Source organism: Geomonas diazotrophica (assembly GCF_018919385.1).
GTDB lineage: Bacteria > Desulfobacterota > Desulfuromonadia > Geobacterales > Geobacteraceae > Geomonas > Geomonas diazotrophica.
The window spans coordinates 213,153-231,783 of record NZ_JAHLMF010000001.1; the positions used below are offsets into that span (position 1 = coordinate 213,153).

Annotated in this window: 11 protein-coding genes and 1 riboswitch; of the genes, 5 read left to right on the top strand and 6 right to left on the bottom strand. The window is 63.8% G+C overall.

Features of this window, described 5'->3' with window-relative positions; all coding sequences use genetic code 11:
* Positions 1-97: 97 nt before the first annotated feature.
* The 6 genes from hisC to KOM00_RS00915 form a co-directional block, all read right to left on the bottom strand.
* Entirely contained in the window at positions 98-1,150 is a 1,053-nt protein-coding gene (gene hisC / locus KOM00_RS00890) for a histidinol-phosphate transaminase (RefSeq protein ID WP_216496948.1), read from the bottom strand.
* 107 nt (positions 1,151-1,257) lie between these two features.
* Positions 1,258-2,322 carry a cyclic dehypoxanthinyl futalosine synthase gene (gene mqnC / locus KOM00_RS00895; protein ID WP_216496949.1) on the bottom strand — a complete coding sequence of 355 codons (1,065 nt, stop codon included), beginning with the start codon at positions 2,320-2,322 and terminating at the stop codon, positions 1,258-1,260.
* Between the two features lie 81 nt (positions 2,323-2,403).
* The gene (gene mqnE, locus KOM00_RS00900) at positions 2,404-3,480 is read right to left on the bottom strand and encodes an aminofutalosine synthase MqnE (protein ID WP_216496950.1); all 1,077 of its coding nucleotides are present in this window, start codon (positions 3,478-3,480) and stop codon (positions 2,404-2,406) included.
* A 92-nt stretch (positions 3,481-3,572) separates the two neighbouring features.
* A complete protein-coding gene (locus KOM00_RS00905) occupies positions 3,573-4,181 on the bottom strand; it encodes a UbiX family flavin prenyltransferase (RefSeq protein WP_216496951.1) in 609 nt (202 codons plus the stop codon).
* Positions 4,178-5,047: a 4-hydroxybenzoate octaprenyltransferase gene (locus tag KOM00_RS00910; protein ID WP_216496952.1), complete on the bottom strand. Its 870-nt coding sequence runs from the start codon at positions 5,045-5,047 to the stop codon at positions 4,178-4,180. Before KOM00_RS00910 ends, KOM00_RS00905 begins: the two co-directional genes overlap by 4 nt.
* 46 nt (positions 5,048-5,093) lie before the next feature.
* The gene (locus tag KOM00_RS00915; protein WP_216496953.1) at positions 5,094-6,440 is read right to left on the bottom strand and encodes a UbiD family decarboxylase; all 1,347 of its coding nucleotides are present in this window, start codon (positions 6,438-6,440) and stop codon (positions 5,094-5,096) included.
* A 368-nt stretch (positions 6,441-6,808) separates the two neighbouring features.
* On the opposite strand from KOM00_RS00915, the gene KOM00_RS00920 reads away from it, so the two are divergent.
* From KOM00_RS00920 to KOM00_RS00940, 5 genes are all read left to right on the top strand, one after another.
* A complete protein-coding gene (locus KOM00_RS00920) occupies positions 6,809-7,636 on the top strand; it encodes a c-type cytochrome (protein ID WP_216496954.1) in 828 nt (275 codons plus the stop codon).
* Positions 7,637-8,005: 369 nt separating this feature from the next.
* Positions 8,006-8,089: riboswitch (cyclic di-GMP riboswitch) on the top strand.
* Between the two features lie 205 nt (positions 8,090-8,294).
* Positions 8,295-8,792 (top strand): DUF11 domain-containing protein, encoded by a 498-nt coding sequence (locus KOM00_RS00925; protein ID WP_216496955.1) that lies wholly within the window; start codon positions 8,295-8,297, stop codon positions 8,790-8,792.
* A 205-nt stretch (positions 8,793-8,997) separates the two neighbouring features.
* A complete protein-coding gene (locus KOM00_RS00930) occupies positions 8,998-10,479 on the top strand; it encodes a hypothetical protein (RefSeq protein WP_216496956.1) in 1,482 nt (493 codons plus the stop codon).
* Between the two features lie 62 nt (positions 10,480-10,541).
* The gene (locus tag KOM00_RS00935) at positions 10,542-11,801 is read left to right on the top strand and encodes a hypothetical protein (RefSeq protein WP_216496957.1); all 1,260 of its coding nucleotides are present in this window, start codon (positions 10,542-10,544) and stop codon (positions 11,799-11,801) included.
* A gap of 19 nt (positions 11,802-11,820) precedes the next feature.
* Entirely contained in the window at positions 11,821-18,624 is a 6,804-nt protein-coding gene (locus tag KOM00_RS00940; RefSeq protein WP_216496958.1) for an OmpA family protein, read from the top strand.
* The last annotated feature ends 7 nt before the right edge of the window (positions 18,625-18,631 follow it).

The window sequence follows — 18,631 nt, forward strand, 5'->3', positions numbered from 1 at the left end:
TGGCCATGGCGACTGCGCCAGCCGGAAAGATTACAACCTTTTCACTTTGTGTACAAGTCAAGATCCGCTTTCCGCGAAAAAAACATCTTTCGAGGGATCAACATCCCGGCCCGATCTCGATCAGCGCCTCTATGGTGCGCGCCATCTCCTCTTTGGTGCCGATGGTGATGCGCAGGCCGTGGCTCAGTTTGGGGTCGGTGAAGTGCCGCACCAGGATCTTGCGGTCGTAAAGCCCCTGGTAGACGCGGGTGCCGTCACGGTCAGGGGGGGTGGCGAAGACGTAGTTGCCGCTGGAGGGGATGACGTGGTAGCCGATCTTGGCGAGCTCGGCGGTGAACCAGGCACGGGTCTCCTTGATCTTGGCCACGCACTCCAGGAAGTAGGCCTGGTCGTGGAGCGCCGCGGTGGCGGCAGCCTGCGCCAGGCGGTCCAGGTTGTAGTGGTCGCGGATCTTGTTCAGGGCGGCGATCACCTCCGGTCGCGCGATGGCGAGACCGAGCCTCATCCCGGCCAGGGAGTAGCTCTTGGAGAAGGTACGGGTGACCACCACGTTCTCGAAGGAGCGCACCAGTTCCAGCGAATTCTCTTCAGCAAAGTCCACGTAGGCCTCGTCCACCACCAGCATCCCGGAAATGCGCCCGGCCAGATCGGCGATGTAATCCTGGCTGTAGGTGAAGCCAAGCGGGGCGTTCGGATTGGTGAGGAAGAGGAGCTTGCCGTCGTAGCGCTCCGGCATCCCTTCCGGCTCGAACTCCTCGGTCAGGCCGAAGGTGCGGACCTTGGCCCCCTGGACTTCGGCCAGCGTGCCGTAGTAGGAGTACGAGGGATGGATGTACGCGATCTCCTCGCCCTCACCGGCGAAGGCGCGGATCAGGTTGTTGAGCACCTCGTCCGAACCGTTGGCCATGATGATCCAGGACGGGTCGAAACCGTACAGCGTCGCGGCCTCTTCGCGTGCCAGACGACTCGCCGCGTCCGGATAACGGCGCAGCCCCTCACCGACCTCCCTGGCGATCGCCTCGATCACCTGAGGGGAGGGAGGATAGGGGTTCTCGTTGGTGTTCAACTTGATGTAGGAGGCCACATCTTCGGGCTGGAAGCCCGGGACGTAGCCTGCCATCGCTGCGATGTTTTGCCGCAGGGCGATCATGGCAACTCCTTTGCTGGCGAATTTCGATCTGTGACTATAACCGGAATTCAATAAGAAAGTCAAAGGCTCCGCCTCATGAGGCCGGGACGGAACCCTCGATTTCCGCGTCAATACCGCTCCAGTTCCCGGTAAAGAGTGGTGCGGCGGACCGGGGTGAAGCCGGCGCCCTTGATGAGCTCGATCATCTGCTGTTGGGAGATGCGGAAGCGGCACCCGGCCGCGGCCACCACGTTCTCCTCCAGCATGGTCCCCCCCACGTCGTTCGCGCCGAAGAAGAGCGCCACCTGGGCCATCTTCGCCCCTTGGGTCACCCAGCTCGCCTGAATGTTCGGGATGTTCCTGAGCACGATGCGGGACAGGGCCAGAACCTTGAGGTATTCCACCCCGCTGGCGGTCTCCCCGCCAAGCTCGGTGTTGCCGGGCTGGTAGGTCCAGGGGATGAAGGCGGTGAAGCTCCCCCCCTGCGCCTGCAGCTCGCGCACGCGGAACAGGTGCTCGGCCACGTCCTCGATGCGCTCCTTGCTGCCGAACATCATGGTCGCGGTGGTCGGCATGCCCAGTTTCGCAGCCTCGCGCATGACGTCCGCCCACCCTTGCCAGCCGATCTTCTTCGGAGAGATCTCGGCACGGACGCTGTCCACCAGGATCTCGGCCCCGCCGCCGGGAACCGAATCCAGTCCCGCCTCCTTCAGGCGCTTCAGGGTTTCGGGAATGGAGAGGCCGGAGAGCTTCGCGGTATGGGTGATCTCGGCCGGGGAGAGGGAGTGGTTCTGGACGCCAGGGAAGCGGCGCTTGATCTCTCGAAACAGGGTCTCGTAGTAGCTGATGTCCAGCGACGGGTGCAGCCCGCCCTGCATCAGGAGCTGCGTCCCCCCCTGGTCCACCAGCTCCTGGATCTTGGCCATGATCTCCTCGTTGCCAAGGAGGTAGGCATCCTCGGCATCGGGGTTCCGGTAGAACGCGCAGAACTTGCACTGGGACTCGCAGACGTTGGTGTAGTTGACGTTGCGGTCCACGACAAAACTGACGCAGCCCTCGGGGTGCATGCTGCGGCGGATGGAATCGGCGATACGGCCGACCGCAAGGAGCTCTCCTTCGGTCAGGCACCAGAGCGCCTCCTCGAAGGTTATGTCGGCGCCGGCGGCAACTTTTTCGGTGATGGCTTTAAGCATGGTGAACCTGCGGCTTTCTGTGGCTAAGGGCAGCGGGGTGTGGACCCGGTGGACCGTGTGGACCCGGTGGACGGGCAGAAATCAATAGACCTCGAGCTCGCGGTAAAGGGTGTCGCGCTCGACCGGGATGCGGCCCGCCTTGCGGATCATTGCGACGATGGAGTCGCGGCTCATCGCCTGGGGGGTGTCCGCCCCGGCTTCGTGACCGATACGCTCCTCGACCACGGTACCATCCAGGTCGTTCACGCCGAAGCAGAGCGAAACCTGGGCGATCTTCTCCCCCAGCATCACCCAGTAGGCCTTGACGTTGGCGAAGTTGTCCAGGTAGATGCGGCCGACGGCGAGGGTGCGCAGGTCGTCGACGCCGCTGGTGCCGCTGCCGCCGATCTTCAACTGGGAATGCTCCGGCTGGAAGGCGAGCGGGATGAAGACCTGGAAGCCGCCGGTCCTGTCCTGCAGCTCCCTCAACTGGCGCATGTGATCGACCCGGTCCTCGACGCTCTCCAGGTGACCGTAGAGCATGGTGGCGTTGGATTTCAGCCCGGCCCGGTGCACCTGCTCCATGATGGAGAGCCATTGAACGCCGCTGATCTTCTCGGGGCAGAGCTGGTTGCGGATCTCCGGGGCGAAGATCTCGGCGCCCCCTCCCGGAAGCGAGCCGAGCCCGGCTTCCTTCAGCTTTTCGAGGGTCTGCGGGATGGTAAGCCCGGCGAGCTCCGCCAGGTAGGCGATCTCAACCGCGGTGAAGGCCTTCACGTGCAGCTCCGGCGAGACCGCCTTGATGGTGGCCAGGAGTTCCAGGTAGAACTCGAAGGGGAGATCCGGGTGCAGGCCGCCGACCACGTGGATCTCGGTGGCGCCCTGCTGGAGTGCCTCCTCGGCGCGGGCGCGCACCTCGTCCAGCGACATCAGGTAGGCGCCGGCTTCGCCGGGCCTGCGGAAGAAGGCGCAGAAGCGGCAGCGGTTCACGCAGATGTTGGTGTGGTTGATGTGGCGGTTGACGTTGAAGAAGACCTTGCGGCCGTTGCGCCGCTCGTTCACCGCCTGGGCCAGCTCCCCCAGCTCCAGGAGATTCGGATGCCGGAACAAAAGGAGCGCCTCGGCCTCGTCGATGCGCGCTCCAGCCAGGACTTTGTCTGCTAAGGCTGCAAATGTCATTGTAAGGTTCTTTCCTTTCTTGTCGGACCAGTCGGACTAGTCAGACCGGTCGGACGGGTCTGACGTCGGACAGTCGGACGGCCGGGTTCGGTTTACTCACCGCCCCAGCGGCGGAACAGGGTGTGCTCCACCTGCACGCTGTCCAGCACCTTGCCGACCACGAAGTCCACCAAGTCCTCCATGCTCTGCGGCTGGTGGTAAAAGCCGGGCATCGCGGGGACTATCCTCACCCCCAACCGGGAGAGCTTCAGCATGTGCTCCAAGTGGATGGCGTTCAGCGGGGTCTCGCGCGGCACCAGCACCAGGGGGCGCGCCTCCTTGAGCATCACGTCGGCGGCGCGCTCCAGCAGGTTGCCGGCGTTTCCGCAGCTGATGCGGGACAGGGTCCCCATGGAACAGGGGACCACCAGCATGGCGTCCGGGGCCGACGACCCGCTGGCAATTGGGGCGAAGAGATCATCGCAGGCGAAATAACGAAGGGAACCGTCTGCACCACCGACCCTCTGGCGCAACTGCTCCTGCACCACCTGCGCCGCCCCGCCCCATTCGAGGCCGCACTCCTCGCGCAGCACGGCGAAGCCGGCGTCGCTGATCAGCACGCTGACGCGCGCGCCTGAGCGCAGCAGCTCCTCGATCGTCCTGAGAGCGTAGATGCTGCCGGAGGCCCCGGTTATGGCGACTACGAAATGCCGCTGCTTCACGCCGCCCCCGCTGTCAGGGTATCCAGCAGCGTGGCAAAGAACAGGGTCACGCTGATGTAACCGTTCATGTTGAAGAAAGCGGCGTCGAGGCAGTCCAGGTTGCCGCCGCGCAGCAGGTGGTGCTCGTACAGAAGCATCCCGCAGGTGGCAACCAGACCGGCCAGGAAGAAGGTGCCGAGCCCGAGGTTGACGTAGAGTCCCAGCAGGAAGAGGCAGGAAAGGAGATGGAAGATGCGCGAGGTCCAGAGCGAACCGGTGACGCCGAGCTTCGCCGGGATCGAGTGCAGCCCGCTCTGCCGGTCGAACTCCATGTCCTGCAGCGCGTAGAGGATGTCAAAACCGGCCACCCAGAAGAGAACGGCGAAGGCCAGGAGAAAGGCCGGCAGATCGACGCTGCCGCGGATGGCGATCCAGGCCCCGAGTGGAGCCCCCGCCAGGCAGATCCCCAGCACCACGTGCGCCAAGGAGGTGAAACGCTTGCAGTAGGAGTAAAGGAGGATGAAGCCGAGCGCCACCGGGGCGAGGTAGAGGCAGAGCGGGTTCAGCATCCTCGCCGCGAAAAGCATGAGCAGCACGGAAAGGACGATGAAAAAGATCACGGACCCGCGCCCGAGCAGGCCTGCCGGGATGGCGCGCCCGGCGGTGCGCGGATTGCGGCCGTCGATTTCGGCGTCGATCACCCGGTTGAGCCCCATGGCCGCGGTACGCGCGCCCACCATGGCCAGCACGATCCACCCCGCCTGCGCCAGCGTGGGAAGCCCCTTAGCGGCCAGCAGCGCGCCGGTAAAGGCGAAGGGAAGCGCGAAAATGGTGTGGCTGAACTTTATCATCTCCAGGAATACCTTGATCCTGGCGTAAATCGTCATCTCGACTCCTGCCTGACAGCTCATGAGTTCCTTTCCCGCCCCTTGCTCAGAGAAAGCCGTATTCCCGCCATCTCCGCTCAACCAGGGCGCTGACCGATGCATCCTGTTGCAACAATTCCGACCGCTCTCCACCCTCTTCCGGGAGCTTGCGCGTCGCGTCGACCCCGAGGCAACCATCCTGCGTCACCACCAGGTCGGCAGGGAAACGGACCGCGTTCAACGCCTGCCAAAATCCCTGCGCCAGCGTGAGCTCTCCTTCGGTCCGATTTACGACCACCAGGAGCTTCCCACGCTTCAACCATCCGCCGCTGCGCAGTTGCTCCAGCACCCGTCGCCCCTCCCCCGGCGCCTTCTTCTCGATGGAGACGATGGCACAGCCGTGGAAGATCCCCTCGAGGGGCATGACCAGGTCGGCGATCTCGGGACATTGCCTGCGCAGCAGCGGGAGCAGCAGCCGCCCGGCGGCCTGGGCCAGGTAGCAGTCTTCCATCGGTGGCGGGCCGACCACGGTCGCCGGGCAGATGGGATCGCGCCTGCGGGTGATGCCGGTGACACGCACCAGCGGCACGACTTCACCCGGATCGTAGCACCCGGTGTGGTTGCCGAAAGCGCCCTCCAGGCGGGTCGCCCCCGGCTCGATGACACCCTCGATGACCAGTTCGGCATCGGCGGGAACCGTCAGTTCCGACCCCAGGCAAGGCACCATGCCTATGGGTGCCCCGTCCAGGTAGCCGGCGAAGGAGATCTCGTCCAGCGGTTCCGGCAGAGGGAGCATGGCTGCCAGCGCGAGCGCGGGAGCGGCACCGACGGCGATCGCCACCGGCATCGGCAACCCGGCCGCAAGGTACTTCTGGTGGTGGCTGAACGCGCCGCTGCCGGGCTTCCAGCGGATCCCCACAAAGCCGTCGTCGAAGAGCCGGACCCGGTACATGCCGCAGTTGTCCGCGCCGGTCTCGGGATCCCGGGTGAACACCAGGGGGAGCGTGATGAAGCGCCCGCCGTCGGCAGGCCAGCTCTTCAGAAAAGGGAAACGTCCCGGATCCGGGATCTGCTCGACCACCTCGCGGCAGGGTGGCTCGCGCACCAGTAATGGCGCCGGCGCACTCTCCGGAGATTGAAGCAACTGTTCCATCTTGCCCGTCAACTGGGAGAGGTGTTCGACCTGAAGCGCAAGCGCCATGCGGGAGGGGGAGCCGAAGATGTTCGTTGCAACCTGGTAGGGACTCCCCTTGACCTTGCTGAAGAGAAGCGCCTTGCCGCCACCGGGAAGCTTGCTCTGCCGGTCGGTGATGCAGGCGATCTCCAATTCGGCGTCGACCTCCGCATCCACCCGATGCAGCTCACCTGCGGCATCGAGCACGGCGAGAAAACCGCGTAAGTCCCTGATGGCCATGCACACTCCGCAAATAACCTGAAGTGCAAGTTTTTAACACTTCCACCCGTCGATGACAACGTTTTTCTTCCCCCTGTCCCTCCCGCAGAGCGCTCAGGCTTCCCGACTTAAAAAACGGTCCCGGCGGCACGGCGTTCATGAAAGAGGCTGGCTCTTTTCCTCGACTATCCGGCAGTCCAGCTTCGGTACAGCAGACAGCCAAACTGCGCAAACACTGAACAGCAACTTTTTGAAAACCGGCTGCAAAATCTCTGCAGTTCAAAAGAATTAATGCCGATAAGTGAAGCACATAGGACGGGATTCTCACATTAAATGTTTCTGGCACCTTGTGTGTAACAGAGGTAACAACCACGAAACAGGGGGCTTCCATGAACACTGACACAACAACAAAATGCTATCTGGGCAAAACGGGCTTCGCTTCCAGGATCAGAACACTCGCCCTGGCACTTTCGATCGCGCTTCTGGCCGGCTGCGGCGGAGGCGGCGGAGGGACCACCCCGACCGGCATCAACACGACCCCCGATCCCGTTGCGAGCAACTCCTACACCGTCACCAGCGACGGCTACGGACTGGAAAAGGCCACCTACCTCTCCTCCAGCGTCTCGACCCTCGGCATCGTGTTCCGCGCCGCCATAGCCTCCAGTCTCAACGACCCGGCCTACGAGACTGTCTCACGCATCGACATCGTCCCCGGCGCCACCATCACGGCGCAGACGACCTACGCACTGGGGAGTGCCGGCGGCGCGCCGTCATTCCCGGGCAACCTTTACTTCCTGAACGGACACCCGTCGACCCTCCTGCGCACCGTGGGCGGCACCATCAGCTTCAGCCGCTACGGCGGCAACTCCGGCGACCGGGTCAGCGGCTCTTACAACGCGGTGGTGGAAGACGACAACGACCCGGCAAAGCCGACCTACACCATCGCCGCCAGCTTCGATTTCGTGATCGGCAGCTACGGCGCGGTGCTCCCGGCACCCGGCTCGCTGGCACTGGCGGCACAGCCCGCCTACCAGTCCTACTGCGCCTCCTGCCACGCCTTGGGGGGCTACGACACCAGCGCCTCCGGTGCTCCCGATCTTGCGCTTAAGGGGGGAGAGGTCCCGGCCAGATACGCAGCGGGACAGGCCGGACACCAGGGAGTCACCCTCACCGCAGACCAGATCGCCGCTCTCAAGGTGCTGCTCAACACCAACTGATTCGCTCCTGCGGGGAGCCGGCACCGCGCCGGCTCCCCGGTTGTATCAGCCTCCCGACGACGCCCAATCCCCCTATCTACTCGATGTTTCCGCTGCGCGAGCGTAGCCGCAGCAACAAGAAGCCACTCCACACCGTTCACGCCGAAAAAGGCAACGACAGTCTAGGCAAAATCACACGACCACATTCTCATTGGAAAAAAACTTTATATTTTTCATGTAATTTGCTACTGTTGCGCCGTTTTGTAGGCATTAAGCTGGCGGCAGCGTAGTCTTCCCAGAAAAAGGCGATGCAAACACTTTAAATCACTGAAGTAAAACAGAACTCTTCTGGAGCCCCCATGATCTGAGCCTAACCATTCCCATACCTCACTCCGACAATGGCAAACCCGGAGCAATCCGGCGACGCAAAGCCACGGGTCCACTTTACGAAAAGGGGACAGCTGGGCTACCGAAGAGCATCTGGAGTCAGGCCCGGGGGAGGACAATAACGTCCTCCCTACGGCAGAGATGCCCGTCTCCGTGTACATGAAGACGGGCATTTTTGCATCAAACGCACAAGATGCCGCAAATAGCCGTATAAGCAGGATTTGTGACGTAAACAAAATAAAAACGATCAGCCGTCAACCAGAGCAGCAAACGCACAAAAAGGAGAAGTAAAATGCAAAAAAACAAGAAGTTAGCTACCGCAGCCGTCGCCCTCATCCTGGCAGCAATGCCGCTCGTCGCCTGGGCACAACCCAAAGTCACCATCACCATGAAGGCGGAGAAAGAGGTGAGCGTCACGGCCAAGGGAAAACAGGTGAAGAAGCGGGTGGCGGCCAAGGGCGTGCAGCCGGGGGAAGAAATCATCTACACCCTCAGCTACCAGAATTCCGGGAACGAAGCCGCCAAGGATGTCGTCATCAGCGACCCGATCCCCGCCGGCACCGCCTACATCCCGGGCAGTGCCAGCGAAACCGGCGACCTCGCCTTCTCCATCGACAAAGGGAAAACGTTCAAGAAACCGACCCTGCTGACTTACGAGCTGAAGGGAAACACCGGGAAGATGGAGAAAAAGGTGGCATCTCCGGATGAGTACACCGACGTGCGCTGGACTATCCCGCAGGTGCCGGCCGGCGGCACGGGGTCGGTCAGCTTCAAGGTAAAGGTGAAGTAATTTCAGGGCTGAACGCGGAATAAGCAGTTCGATGACAAAATTGAAAACTATCTGAAAAGGAGTGCCTATGATCCAAATCTGAAGCGTAACTAGCAGTATCAGCAGTATCAGCAGTATCAGCAGTATCAGCAGTATCAGCAGTATCAGCAGTATCAGCAGGTCTTTTAATTTTATTTGAAATGAAGCATCACAAAAAGGAGACCATATGAAACGCAATCTTTTTGCTGCCCTGGCACTCAGCGCCGTGGCAGCAGTCGGCGTTCCCGCCACCGCCATGGCAAGCACCACCGCCGGAACCACCATTCTCAACGTCGTAACCGTGGATTACAAGGACGCGACCAACACCAACTCCTTCAGCGCCGCGTTCTCCACCTCGGTCAGCGTCAACCTGGTCAAGGCCGGCCTGAACATCACCACCGCCCCCAGCACCGCCAACTACACCCCCGCGTTCAGCTGTGCGGCCCTCGACAGCTACGCCTCCGGCGGGACCTTCAGCGCCGTCTACGCCATGACCGCAACGGCCAACGGCCAGGACACCTACAAGCTCAACATCGAGCAGGCCTCGCACAATGCCAGCACCAGCAGCGCGACCTACACCATCCTGAAAGCGGACGGCAACGTCCAGGCTGCCGCCACCTCGGCCGCCAGCGACCTCGTGCTGAACAGCGCCATCGTGGTCGGCACCTCCGGCACGGACACCCTGCTCTTCCCGGGCGGCTCGCTCAAGAGCGCGGCCGACGGGGGCTTCGCCGCCGGCGACATCGTGGTCGTCGATTACGGTGCCACCAAGACCGCGTACCTGGTCAAGAACGTGACCCTCGGCCACGCCGCAGGTTACACCGTGAACGGCGCCATCGCCAGCACCGCCACCGGCAAAAAGACCGACGAGGAGCGCGACCAGGTCCAGGTCGAAGCCTTTGTCAACGTGAACGGCATCGGTAACGGCGGCACCGCCCCGGCCTTCAACACCACAGCTCCCGCAGTCGGCACCGTGGTTGGCGAGATGGCCATCGTTAAAATCGACGTCACTGCAGTTTCCAGCGCCAAGGACCTCGACGCCAGCGTCGACTACAAGCTCACCGTCACCGACAGCTCCGCCAACAACACCCAGTACGTCGGCAGCGCCACCAACAGCCCGGCCAACACCTGCCCCGCCGGCAACTTCCTGGCCACGAAGCTGGAGATCCTGAAGCAGGTGAGGAACTTCACCGACAACGGCAGCTTCGGCGCCACCGCCACCAGTGACCCGGGCAAGGTGCTCGAGTACCTCGTCACCGTGACCAACAACGGCGGTCAGGCCAACTCTGCCGCGGTCATCGACAACATCCCCACCTACACCAAACTGGTCACCTTCCAGGATACCTACGGCGGAACGGTATCCACCGACGGTACCGGCTACTTCGCGCAGATCTTCGACGGCGTGAACACGGTGAACCTCACCGTTGATGCCAGCGGCGAAGTCGCCGCCCAGCCCTTATCCCCCGCTCCGAGCGTCGGCTTCGGCAAGGCTGCCGCCGTCACTGCGGGTGCAGCACTCAACTTCTACCTCGGTCAAGGCTCCAGCGCCTCGGCAGGGGGCACCGTGCCTTCGTGCAGCGACAGCACCAAGAACACCCAGGCCCTCTGCATTGCCCCCTTTACCTGGAACCGCACCTACACCATCAAGTACCGCGTGAAGGTGGACTAGCCCGGCCCGCCCCTCCGGCACCGGTGACGGTGCCGGAGGGCTCGCCCAGGAGGTAGAACAACATGAGAGCTGCAATGAAATTGCTGCTGGCGCTCGCGCTGGCCGCTCCGGCGGTGCTGTGCGCGCAGGCTTCCTTTGCCAGCACGGCCGCCAACACCGCCATCGTGAACAGGGCGGTTCTTTCCTACAACGGCGGTCTGACCGCCGAGAGCTCGGTGACCGTCAAGGTCGACCTGGTGCCCGCACTGCCCAACGTCACCATCACCACCGGCGTGGCCGCCTACCAGGGTCCCGACACCCCGGGCATTTCCAACACCGTCACCGTGACCTCGTCCGCCAACGGCCCGGCCACCTACACGGTGACCCCTTCGGTGACCGGTTCGAGCAACACCACCGGCGCCAGTGTAACCGGCGGCACCAGCGTGATCCTCGGTGCCACCATCACCGCGGGCAGCGGCAGCACCACCTCGATCGTGGTCCCGGCGCCGATCGGCGGCGCCATCAGCGCCGATTCCGAGGTGAACGGCATCGCCGTGAACGACATCATCGTCTTCACCGTGAACAGCCACACCTACACCCCGAAGGTCACCTCGACCCAGTACAACGCAAGCGGCAACACCTTCACCATCAACTGGGCCAACACCGAGGCGATTCCCGCTGCCGACATCCTCGGGGCCGGCGTCCAGGTGGGTGAGCGCCAGCAGGTGAACCTCACCGCCAAACCGGGAACCATCAGCACCCTCGGCCTGGACATCACCACGACCGTCAAGGCCGAGGTGACCGCGCCCAGCTTCCCGACCAACTCCGCAACCACCGCTCCGGCCAACAGGTGGACCTCCACGCCGCCGACCATCACGTTCCAGAAGTACTCCCGCAACGTGACCGCGCCGGTGGCAGGGACCGGCACCGCGCACTACAACACCTCCGTCGAGGGTAATACCGGGGCGGGTTCGCTTCCCTACTACACCGGAGGGGTCACCGGCAAGCCCGGGGACACCATCGAGTACGTGATCGAAGCCTCCAACAGCGGCGCCAGCACCTTCGACCTCACCTCGTGCGCCGTCTCGGACTACGTGCCGACCACCTACGTCACCGATCCGCAGGCCGCCTACACCGGCTCCAGGCAGATCTTCTACATAGACACCAACGGCGTCACCTCGACCATCACGGCCGGGGCGGCCGGCGTCTACCAGGCGAGCTACGTGGCGGGGAACTCCCCGAACCTCGTGGTGAACGTCGGTGTCAACGCCAACGCCACCACCCCCGGGACCATCCCGATCGGCAAAGGCGTGACCATCGCCTACCAGGTGAAGATCAAGTAGGGAGACACACGGCAGCGTGATGATGAACCCGATCGACAACATCCTAAGCAGCCTCTCCGGCCTCCGGGCCGGGGAGCTTGCCGGCGCCCGCGGCGACCGGCGGGGCCGCGGCACGTCTGTGCCGCGGGCTGCCGCGGAGTTGCGTCCGGAGCGCTGCCGGTTTACCGCCCTGTTCGTCCCGCTCCTTCTCGGCCTCACCCTTCTCCTTTCCGGGCACGAGGGGCGGGCAGCCGTCAACGGCGACCAGATCGTGAACCGGGCCAGCTTCAGTTGCGGGCAACTCCCCACCGTCACCAGCCAGGTCACGGTCACCGTGATGGTGCGTACGGCGTCGACGGCACAGTTCCTCAAGTACGCACCCGGAACGACCGGCGCAAGCAGCATGACCGTTCCAGCCACCTCTTACTACGACAGCACCGGTGGTCTGGCCACCCTCCCGGCGCCTGTTACCGTCGGCAACCAGGGCACCATCGACCTCTCCGCACCGGTCACACTGACCACCTCCAGCACGTTCCACGCCGGCGAACCCCTCTTCGTGAGGGTAACTGACCCGGACCAGAACCTGGACAGCACGGTTGCGGAGACGGTAGAGGTCACCATCACCGACCCAACCACCGGCGACACCGAACTTCTCCAGCTAACCGAAACCGGGCCGGATACCGGCACCTTCCTGGGGTACATCCAGACCACTTCAGAGAACAGCGCCGCCAGAAACGGCGTGCTCAGCGTGACCGAATCCTCTGACATCGAGGCGAAGTACGTCGACAAGGTCGACGGCAGCGACAGTTCCGCAGCGGCCGCCATCGTCGACCCCTTCGGTATCGTCTTCGATTCCGTCACCGGGAAGCCGGTCGACGGTGTCACGGTGGAATTGATCGACGCAACGACCGGTCTCGGCGCCACCGTTTTGGGCGACAACGGCCTCGCCGGCAACATCTACCCGAGCACGGTGGTCTCCGGATCAATAGCCCACGACAGTGAGGGAAGAACCTATGCTTTCACCCCGGGTGGGTACCGTTTCCCCTTCGTCGCCCCGGGCAAGTACCTGCTGAAGGTGACGCCGCCGCAGACCTATACCGCTCCGTCAACCGTCGCCACGGCGAGGCTACAAACCCTCCCCCACGCCCCCTTCAACATCCTGGAGCCGGGCTCGCGCGGCGAGGCGTTCACCGTCGAGGCCGGGCCGGCCATCCGGGTAGACATCCCGATCGACCCGAAGATAGGCACCCTGTGGCTTAGAAAGAGTGCCGGGAAGAGCGTCGTGTCCGCTGGAGAGTACCTGAGCTACGAGGTGACGCTGCAGAACTCCGACACGGTGGGGACGGTCTTCAACACCGTCGTTACCGACAGGCTCCCGGCCGGTTTCCGCTATCAGAAAGGCTCCGCGCGGCTGAACGGGTCGGTGACAGCCGATCCGGCCATATCCAGCGATGGCAGCACCCTCACCTTCAACGCCGGTGACATCGGGCCCGGGGCCTCGAAGCTGCTCCGTTACGTGGTCCTGGTTGGGGTGGGCGCAAAACCCGGCACCGCGGTAAACGTCGCCTCGGCCAGCAGCAACCCGCCCGTCAGCGCGACGCCCGCAACCGCATCGGTCACAGTGCAGGAGGCGTTCCTGCAGAGCCGTAACATCATCATGGGACGCGTCTTCGTGGGTGCCTGCAGCGAGAACCCCGAAGACAACAAGAAGGGGATGGAGGGGGTCGGTATCTACCTCGAGGATGGCACCTTCGTGGTCAGCGACAAGCGTGGCATGTTCCACTTCGAGGGGGTAGCCTCGGGGACGCACGTGGTCCAGCTCGACATCGATTCCATCCCGGAAGGGTATCGGGTGCAGCAATGCGAACAGAACAGCCGGTTCGCCGGGCGTGCCTATTCGCAGTTCGCCGAACTCCAGGGCGGAACCATGTGGCGCACCGACTTCTACCTGGCCCGCCTGGGAGAGAAGGCGGCATCTGCGGGACCCGCTGTATCCACCGGCACAACCGCAGCCACCTCGGCGCCGATGCCCGCGGCGCCCGCGACCTCCAGCTCGACCAGCTCGACCAGCTCGACCAGCTCGACCGGCTCGACCGGCTCGACCGGCTCGACCAGCTCGACCAGCTCTACCAGCTCTGCAGGCTCGGCAAGCCCAGTCGCGCCGTCCATGTCGTCCATGTCGTCCATGTCGTCCATGTCGTCCATGTCGTCCATGTCGTCCATGCCGTCCCCCACGGCTGTACCGGCTGTAGCGCCGGCGGCAGACCCGAGGTACCAGGGCGAAGTGAGCCTGGAGATGATCAGCAGCCAAAACGGCGAGGTGATCGAGTACCGCATTCCGATGCAGGCCGCCGGGGTTCCCCTGGAAAACCTGCGTCTCACGGTGGATCTACCTACCGGCGCCAGCTACCGCAAGGGGAGCAGCACCCTGGAAGGGGCTTCCTATGCCGACCCTGTCGTGAACGGCAACCGGCTCAGTTACGTCTTGGGAGCCGCCGACGCCGCTTGGGGCAGGGAACTCCGCTTCAAGGCCGGCATAGACCGCGCGGGTCAGAGTGGGAGCCTGCAAACCAAGGCGAGCCTCAGCTTCGACACTCCCGGGGCCAAGGGTGTCGCGGCGCCCGAGGTGGACAACATCCTCTCGCTGCTGAAGGAGGAAAGCCGCGTGTCGCTGTCGCCCGTGGTTCTGCACCCGCACTTCCCGACCTTCGGAGCCGAGCTCAGCGACGATGATCGCAAGCAGCTCGCAACCCTGGCTGAGCTTCTGGGGCATTTCAATATCGACCGCATCGAGGTGACCGGGCACACCGACATGGTGCGTATCGCCCCGCGCAGCCGCAGCATCTACGCCGACAACACCGCCCTCTCCTTCGCCCGGGCCAAGAACGTGGGGCGCTACCTGACGGCGGCCCTGCATCTTCCCCCCGAGACACTCTACCTGAATGGCCGCGGCGAGAAGGAACCGGTGGCCAGCAACAGGACCGAGTCCGGGCGTGCCCAGAACCGCCGTGTCGAGGTGAAGGTTTCGCTGTCGCAGAGCGTACAGACTACGCGGGTTGTCATGGTGAAAGAGAGAAGCGGAGTGAAGAAACAGCAGGTGGCCGGGGGCCTGGGCAGCCCGGTGTCCGTTGCGCCCTCCGCAACTGCACCCGCGGCCGCACCCGCACAGGCACCCGCACAGGCACGCCCGGCGGCTCTCTCGGCTGCAGCCGGTCCAGCGGCTCCGACAGCGCCGGCCACCGCACCTGGCCAGCAGGCGGAGCGCGTCGAGCTCTATGCCGCGCTTGAGGAGGGGGTCGTGCACCACCGCATCAAGCTGGCGGGAGTGGACAAGGCCCTGCAGAACGTCGCGGTCAACCTGACGCTTCCCAAGAGCCTCCTTTACATGAACGGCACCTCCCGTCTTTGCGGCAGCGAAACCCCGGACCCGCAGGTAACCGACACGGCGTTGGTCTACCGCTTCGACAAGTTGCCGCAGAATGGAAAGCTCGACCTGCGCCTGCAAGCGCTGCTGGACCCGGACGTGAAGGAAGAGAATTCGAACAGCAGCGTGACCGTCCAGATCTGCGATGCCAAGGGGAGGCCTCTCAAGACGCTGAACGCCTCTACTGAGCTCACGGACAGCATGGAGGAGATCACCCGTCCCGACCTCATCCCGCTGCCGGGCTCGGTCCAGGTCCAGGCCAAGACAGAGAAGGACCCGGTCGACAGCAGCGATTTCGAGGAAAAGGTCAGCAAAGGCAAGGCCCAGGCCGCCGATCCGAACGCCGACCTGCACGTCAAAGAGAAGGAGGGGATACTCTCCCCTGCCGACGGCACCGTACTCGCCTCGCAGATCAATGCGGTCCAGATCGTGCTCAACTCGGCGCTCACGCCGGTACTCACCCTGGACGGGCAAACGATCCCGCCCGAGAAAATCGGCTTCAAGATGAAGGACCTCGAGAGCGAAAAGAGCCTGTACACCTACATCGGCATCGACTTCGGCAGCAAGGGCGACCACGTCCTGCAGTTGAAGGGAATGGACGGCTTCGGGGTCGCGCGCTTCGAGCAGAACGCCAAACTGGCCCGCACCGGCGAGATCGCCGCGATCCGGCTGGTTTCCGCCGAGGGCAACGTCGCCGACGGCAGGACCCCGGTGCGCGTGCGCATTGAGCTGCTGGACCAGGACGGCAAACCGGTCCCGGCCAACGCCGAGCTGGCGCTCAAGGGGGGCGAACTGCGCCCCTACCTGGAGCCGGGAACGCTTGCGGCCAGTGCGGGGAGCGGACTGATCCCGGTCGACGCACAGGGATGGATGAAATTCCAGCCGGTGACCGCGAGCGGCCTGTACCGGGCACAGCTCGCCTACAACAGGGCGACCCTGGACCTGGAAACTTACGTGAAGCCCAAGATGCGCAACTGGATCCTGGTCGGCCTCGCCGAGGGGACGGTGGGGTACAACACGGCGACCGGTCACATGCAGAACCTGAAGGACGCGGGGGGGGAGGAGCACCTCTACGACGACGAGCGGCTTGCCTTCTACGCCAAGGGGAGCGTCAAGGGAGAGTGGCTGCTCACCATGTCCTACGACAGCGCCAAGAAGAACACCGGGGTTTCGGGCAACTCGCTGTTCCAGAACATCGACCCCAACGCCTTTTACACGCTTTACGGCGACGCCACGGCCCAGGCCTACGACGCCTCCAGCCGCAGGAAGGTGTTCCTGAAGGTGGAGCGCGACCAGTTCAACGCCATGCTGGGGGACTTCGACACCGGCCTGTCGGTCACCGAGCTCTCCCGCTACAGCCGCAGGCTCAACGGCGTCAAGACCGAATACCGCTCCAAGGATTTCGAGGTGACCGCTTTTGGCAGCGAGACCGGACAGTCCTTCGTCAAAGACGAGCTGCGCGGCGACGGGACCTCCGGCCTGTACCGCCTGAGCCGGAAGGGGGTGGTGGCGAACTCCGAGCAGGTCACCATCGAGTCGCGCGACCGCTTCCACAGCGAGCTGGTGGTCGAAAGCAAGACGCTCACCCGCTTCATCGACTACAGCATCGACTACGAGGCGGGCACCATCTTCTTCAAGAGCCCCGTCTTCAGCAAGGACGATCAGCTGAACCCGGTCTACATCGTGGTCGACTACGAGGTCACCGACGCCGGCGGCGACGCGCTCACCTACGGCGGCCGTGCCGGGGTGAAGCTCATGGATGGGAACCTTAGGATCGGCGGCAGCTACATCCATGAAGGGCATGTGAGCGGCGACAGCAACCTCTATGGCGCCGACGCCACCGTGACCCTCGGTCCCAGCACCAAGGCGCGTGCGGAGATCGCCACCACCCAGCGCAACATGCCGACGGACAAGGCGTCCGGAAACGCGTACTTAGCCGAGGTCACCCACCTGGACCAGAAACTGGAAGGGAAGGCGTATTTCCGGGAGCAGCAGGAGGACTTCGGCCTGGGACAGCAGAAGGGGAGCGAGGCGGGGACCCGCAAGTTCGGAGCTGAAGGGACCTACCGCCTGGGCAACGAGCTGACCCTTGGCTCCCAGCTTTACCGCCAGTACAACCTGACCGGCGGTACCGTCAGGGACTTCGCCGAAGGCCAGATCGGCTACACCGACAAGGAATTCACCGGCAAGGCCGGACTGCGCTACGCCAACGACACGCTCGCCGACGGCAGCGATGCCACCTCGGTGCTGGGCACGGTCGGGGCGAGCTGGAAAACGCTGAACAAGCGCCTGACCCTCCGGGCCGATCACGAACAGGCGCTCTTCAGCAAGAACCAAAACGCCGACTACCCGACACGGACCGTGCTGGGAGCCGATTTCCAGGTCATCCCGTCGCTGCTCCTCTTCGCCCAACAGGAGTTCACCCACGCCGACGACGCGGACACCAACACCACCAGGGTCGGCATGAAGGCCACCCCCTGGAGCGGCGGCACCTTCTCGAGCTCGGTGGCCAACGACCGGAAGGAGAACGACGAGCGGACCTTCGCCAACGTGGGTCTCGCCCAGAAATGGCAGGTCAACAGCTTCTGGTCCGTCGACGGCGGCTTCGACCGCAGCCAGACCATCAGGAGAAGCGCCGGCTACCAGTTCGATGCCAAGGTCCCCAGCGCCTCCGGCGGCGAGGATTACAATGCGATATCCCTGGGAGCTACCTACCAGGAGAAGAAACTTCTGTGGTCGAACCGGGTCGAGTACCGCAACGGCGAAACCGAAGACAAGTGGGGTGTGATCACCGGCCTTACCAACGAGCAGGGGCTGTTCTGGGGCTGGACCGGGAAACTGCAGGTCTTGCACACCCGCTCGACTGACGGAGCCCGCACCGCCGATGCGGACCTCAGGCTGGGGCTCGCCTACCGGCCGCCGGTGACCCGCTGGATCCTCCTGGACCGGCTCGACCTGCTCCTCAAGGACGAGAAAAGCCCCGGCACATCCACCCAGGGGAGAAGGATCGTCAACAACCTGAACGCCAACTTCCGTCCGGACAAGCGGAACCAGCTCTCGCTACAGTACGGGGTCAAGTACGTGCTGGAGCAGCTGGACGACCAGGATTTCAGCGGAGTGACCGATCTTGTCGGTGCCGAAGGACGGCATGATCTCAGCGACACGTGGGACATCGGGCTGCGCGGCTCGGCCCTGCACAGCTGGCAGGCGGGCCAGGTGAACTACAGCCTGGGGGCCTCGATCGGCTGCAACGTCATGCAGAACGCCTGGTTGAGCCTGGGCTACAACCTGCTCGGCTTCCGCGACCGCGACTTCTCGGCCGCCAACTACACCGCCCAGGGCCCGTTCGTACAGTTTCGCTTCAAGTTCGACCAGAATTCCGTGAAGGAAGGTCTGGCCGCGCTGAACCGGGGTGATTAGCAGCATA

Coding starts and splice junctions, on each gene's coding strand:
- hisC (WP_216496948.1), bottom strand. CDS start 1,150: ATGATCGCCCTGCGGCAAAACATCGCAGCGATGGCAGGCTACGTCCCG.
- mqnC (WP_216496949.1), bottom strand. CDS start 2,322: ATGCTTAAAGCCATCACCGAAAAAGTTGCCGCCGGCGCCGACATAACC.
- mqnE (WP_216496950.1), bottom strand. CDS start 3,480: ATGACATTTGCAGCCTTAGCAGACAAAGTCCTGGCTGGAGCGCGCATC.
- KOM00_RS00910 (WP_216496952.1), bottom strand. CDS start 5,047: ATGACGATTTACGCCAGGATCAAGGTATTCCTGGAGATGATAAAGTTC.
- KOM00_RS00915 (WP_216496953.1), bottom strand. CDS start 6,440: ATGGCCATCAGGGACTTACGCGGTTTTCTCGCCGTGCTCGATGCCGCA.
- KOM00_RS00920 (WP_216496954.1), top strand. CDS start 6,809: ATGAACACTGACACAACAACAAAATGCTATCTGGGCAAAACGGGCTTC.
- KOM00_RS00925 (WP_216496955.1), top strand. CDS start 8,295: ATGCAAAAAAACAAGAAGTTAGCTACCGCAGCCGTCGCCCTCATCCTG.
- KOM00_RS00930 (WP_216496956.1), top strand. CDS start 8,998: ATGAAACGCAATCTTTTTGCTGCCCTGGCACTCAGCGCCGTGGCAGCA.
- KOM00_RS00935 (WP_216496957.1), top strand. CDS start 10,542: ATGAGAGCTGCAATGAAATTGCTGCTGGCGCTCGCGCTGGCCGCTCCG.
- KOM00_RS00940 (WP_216496958.1), top strand. CDS start 11,821: ATGATGAACCCGATCGACAACATCCTAAGCAGCCTCTCCGGCCTCCGG.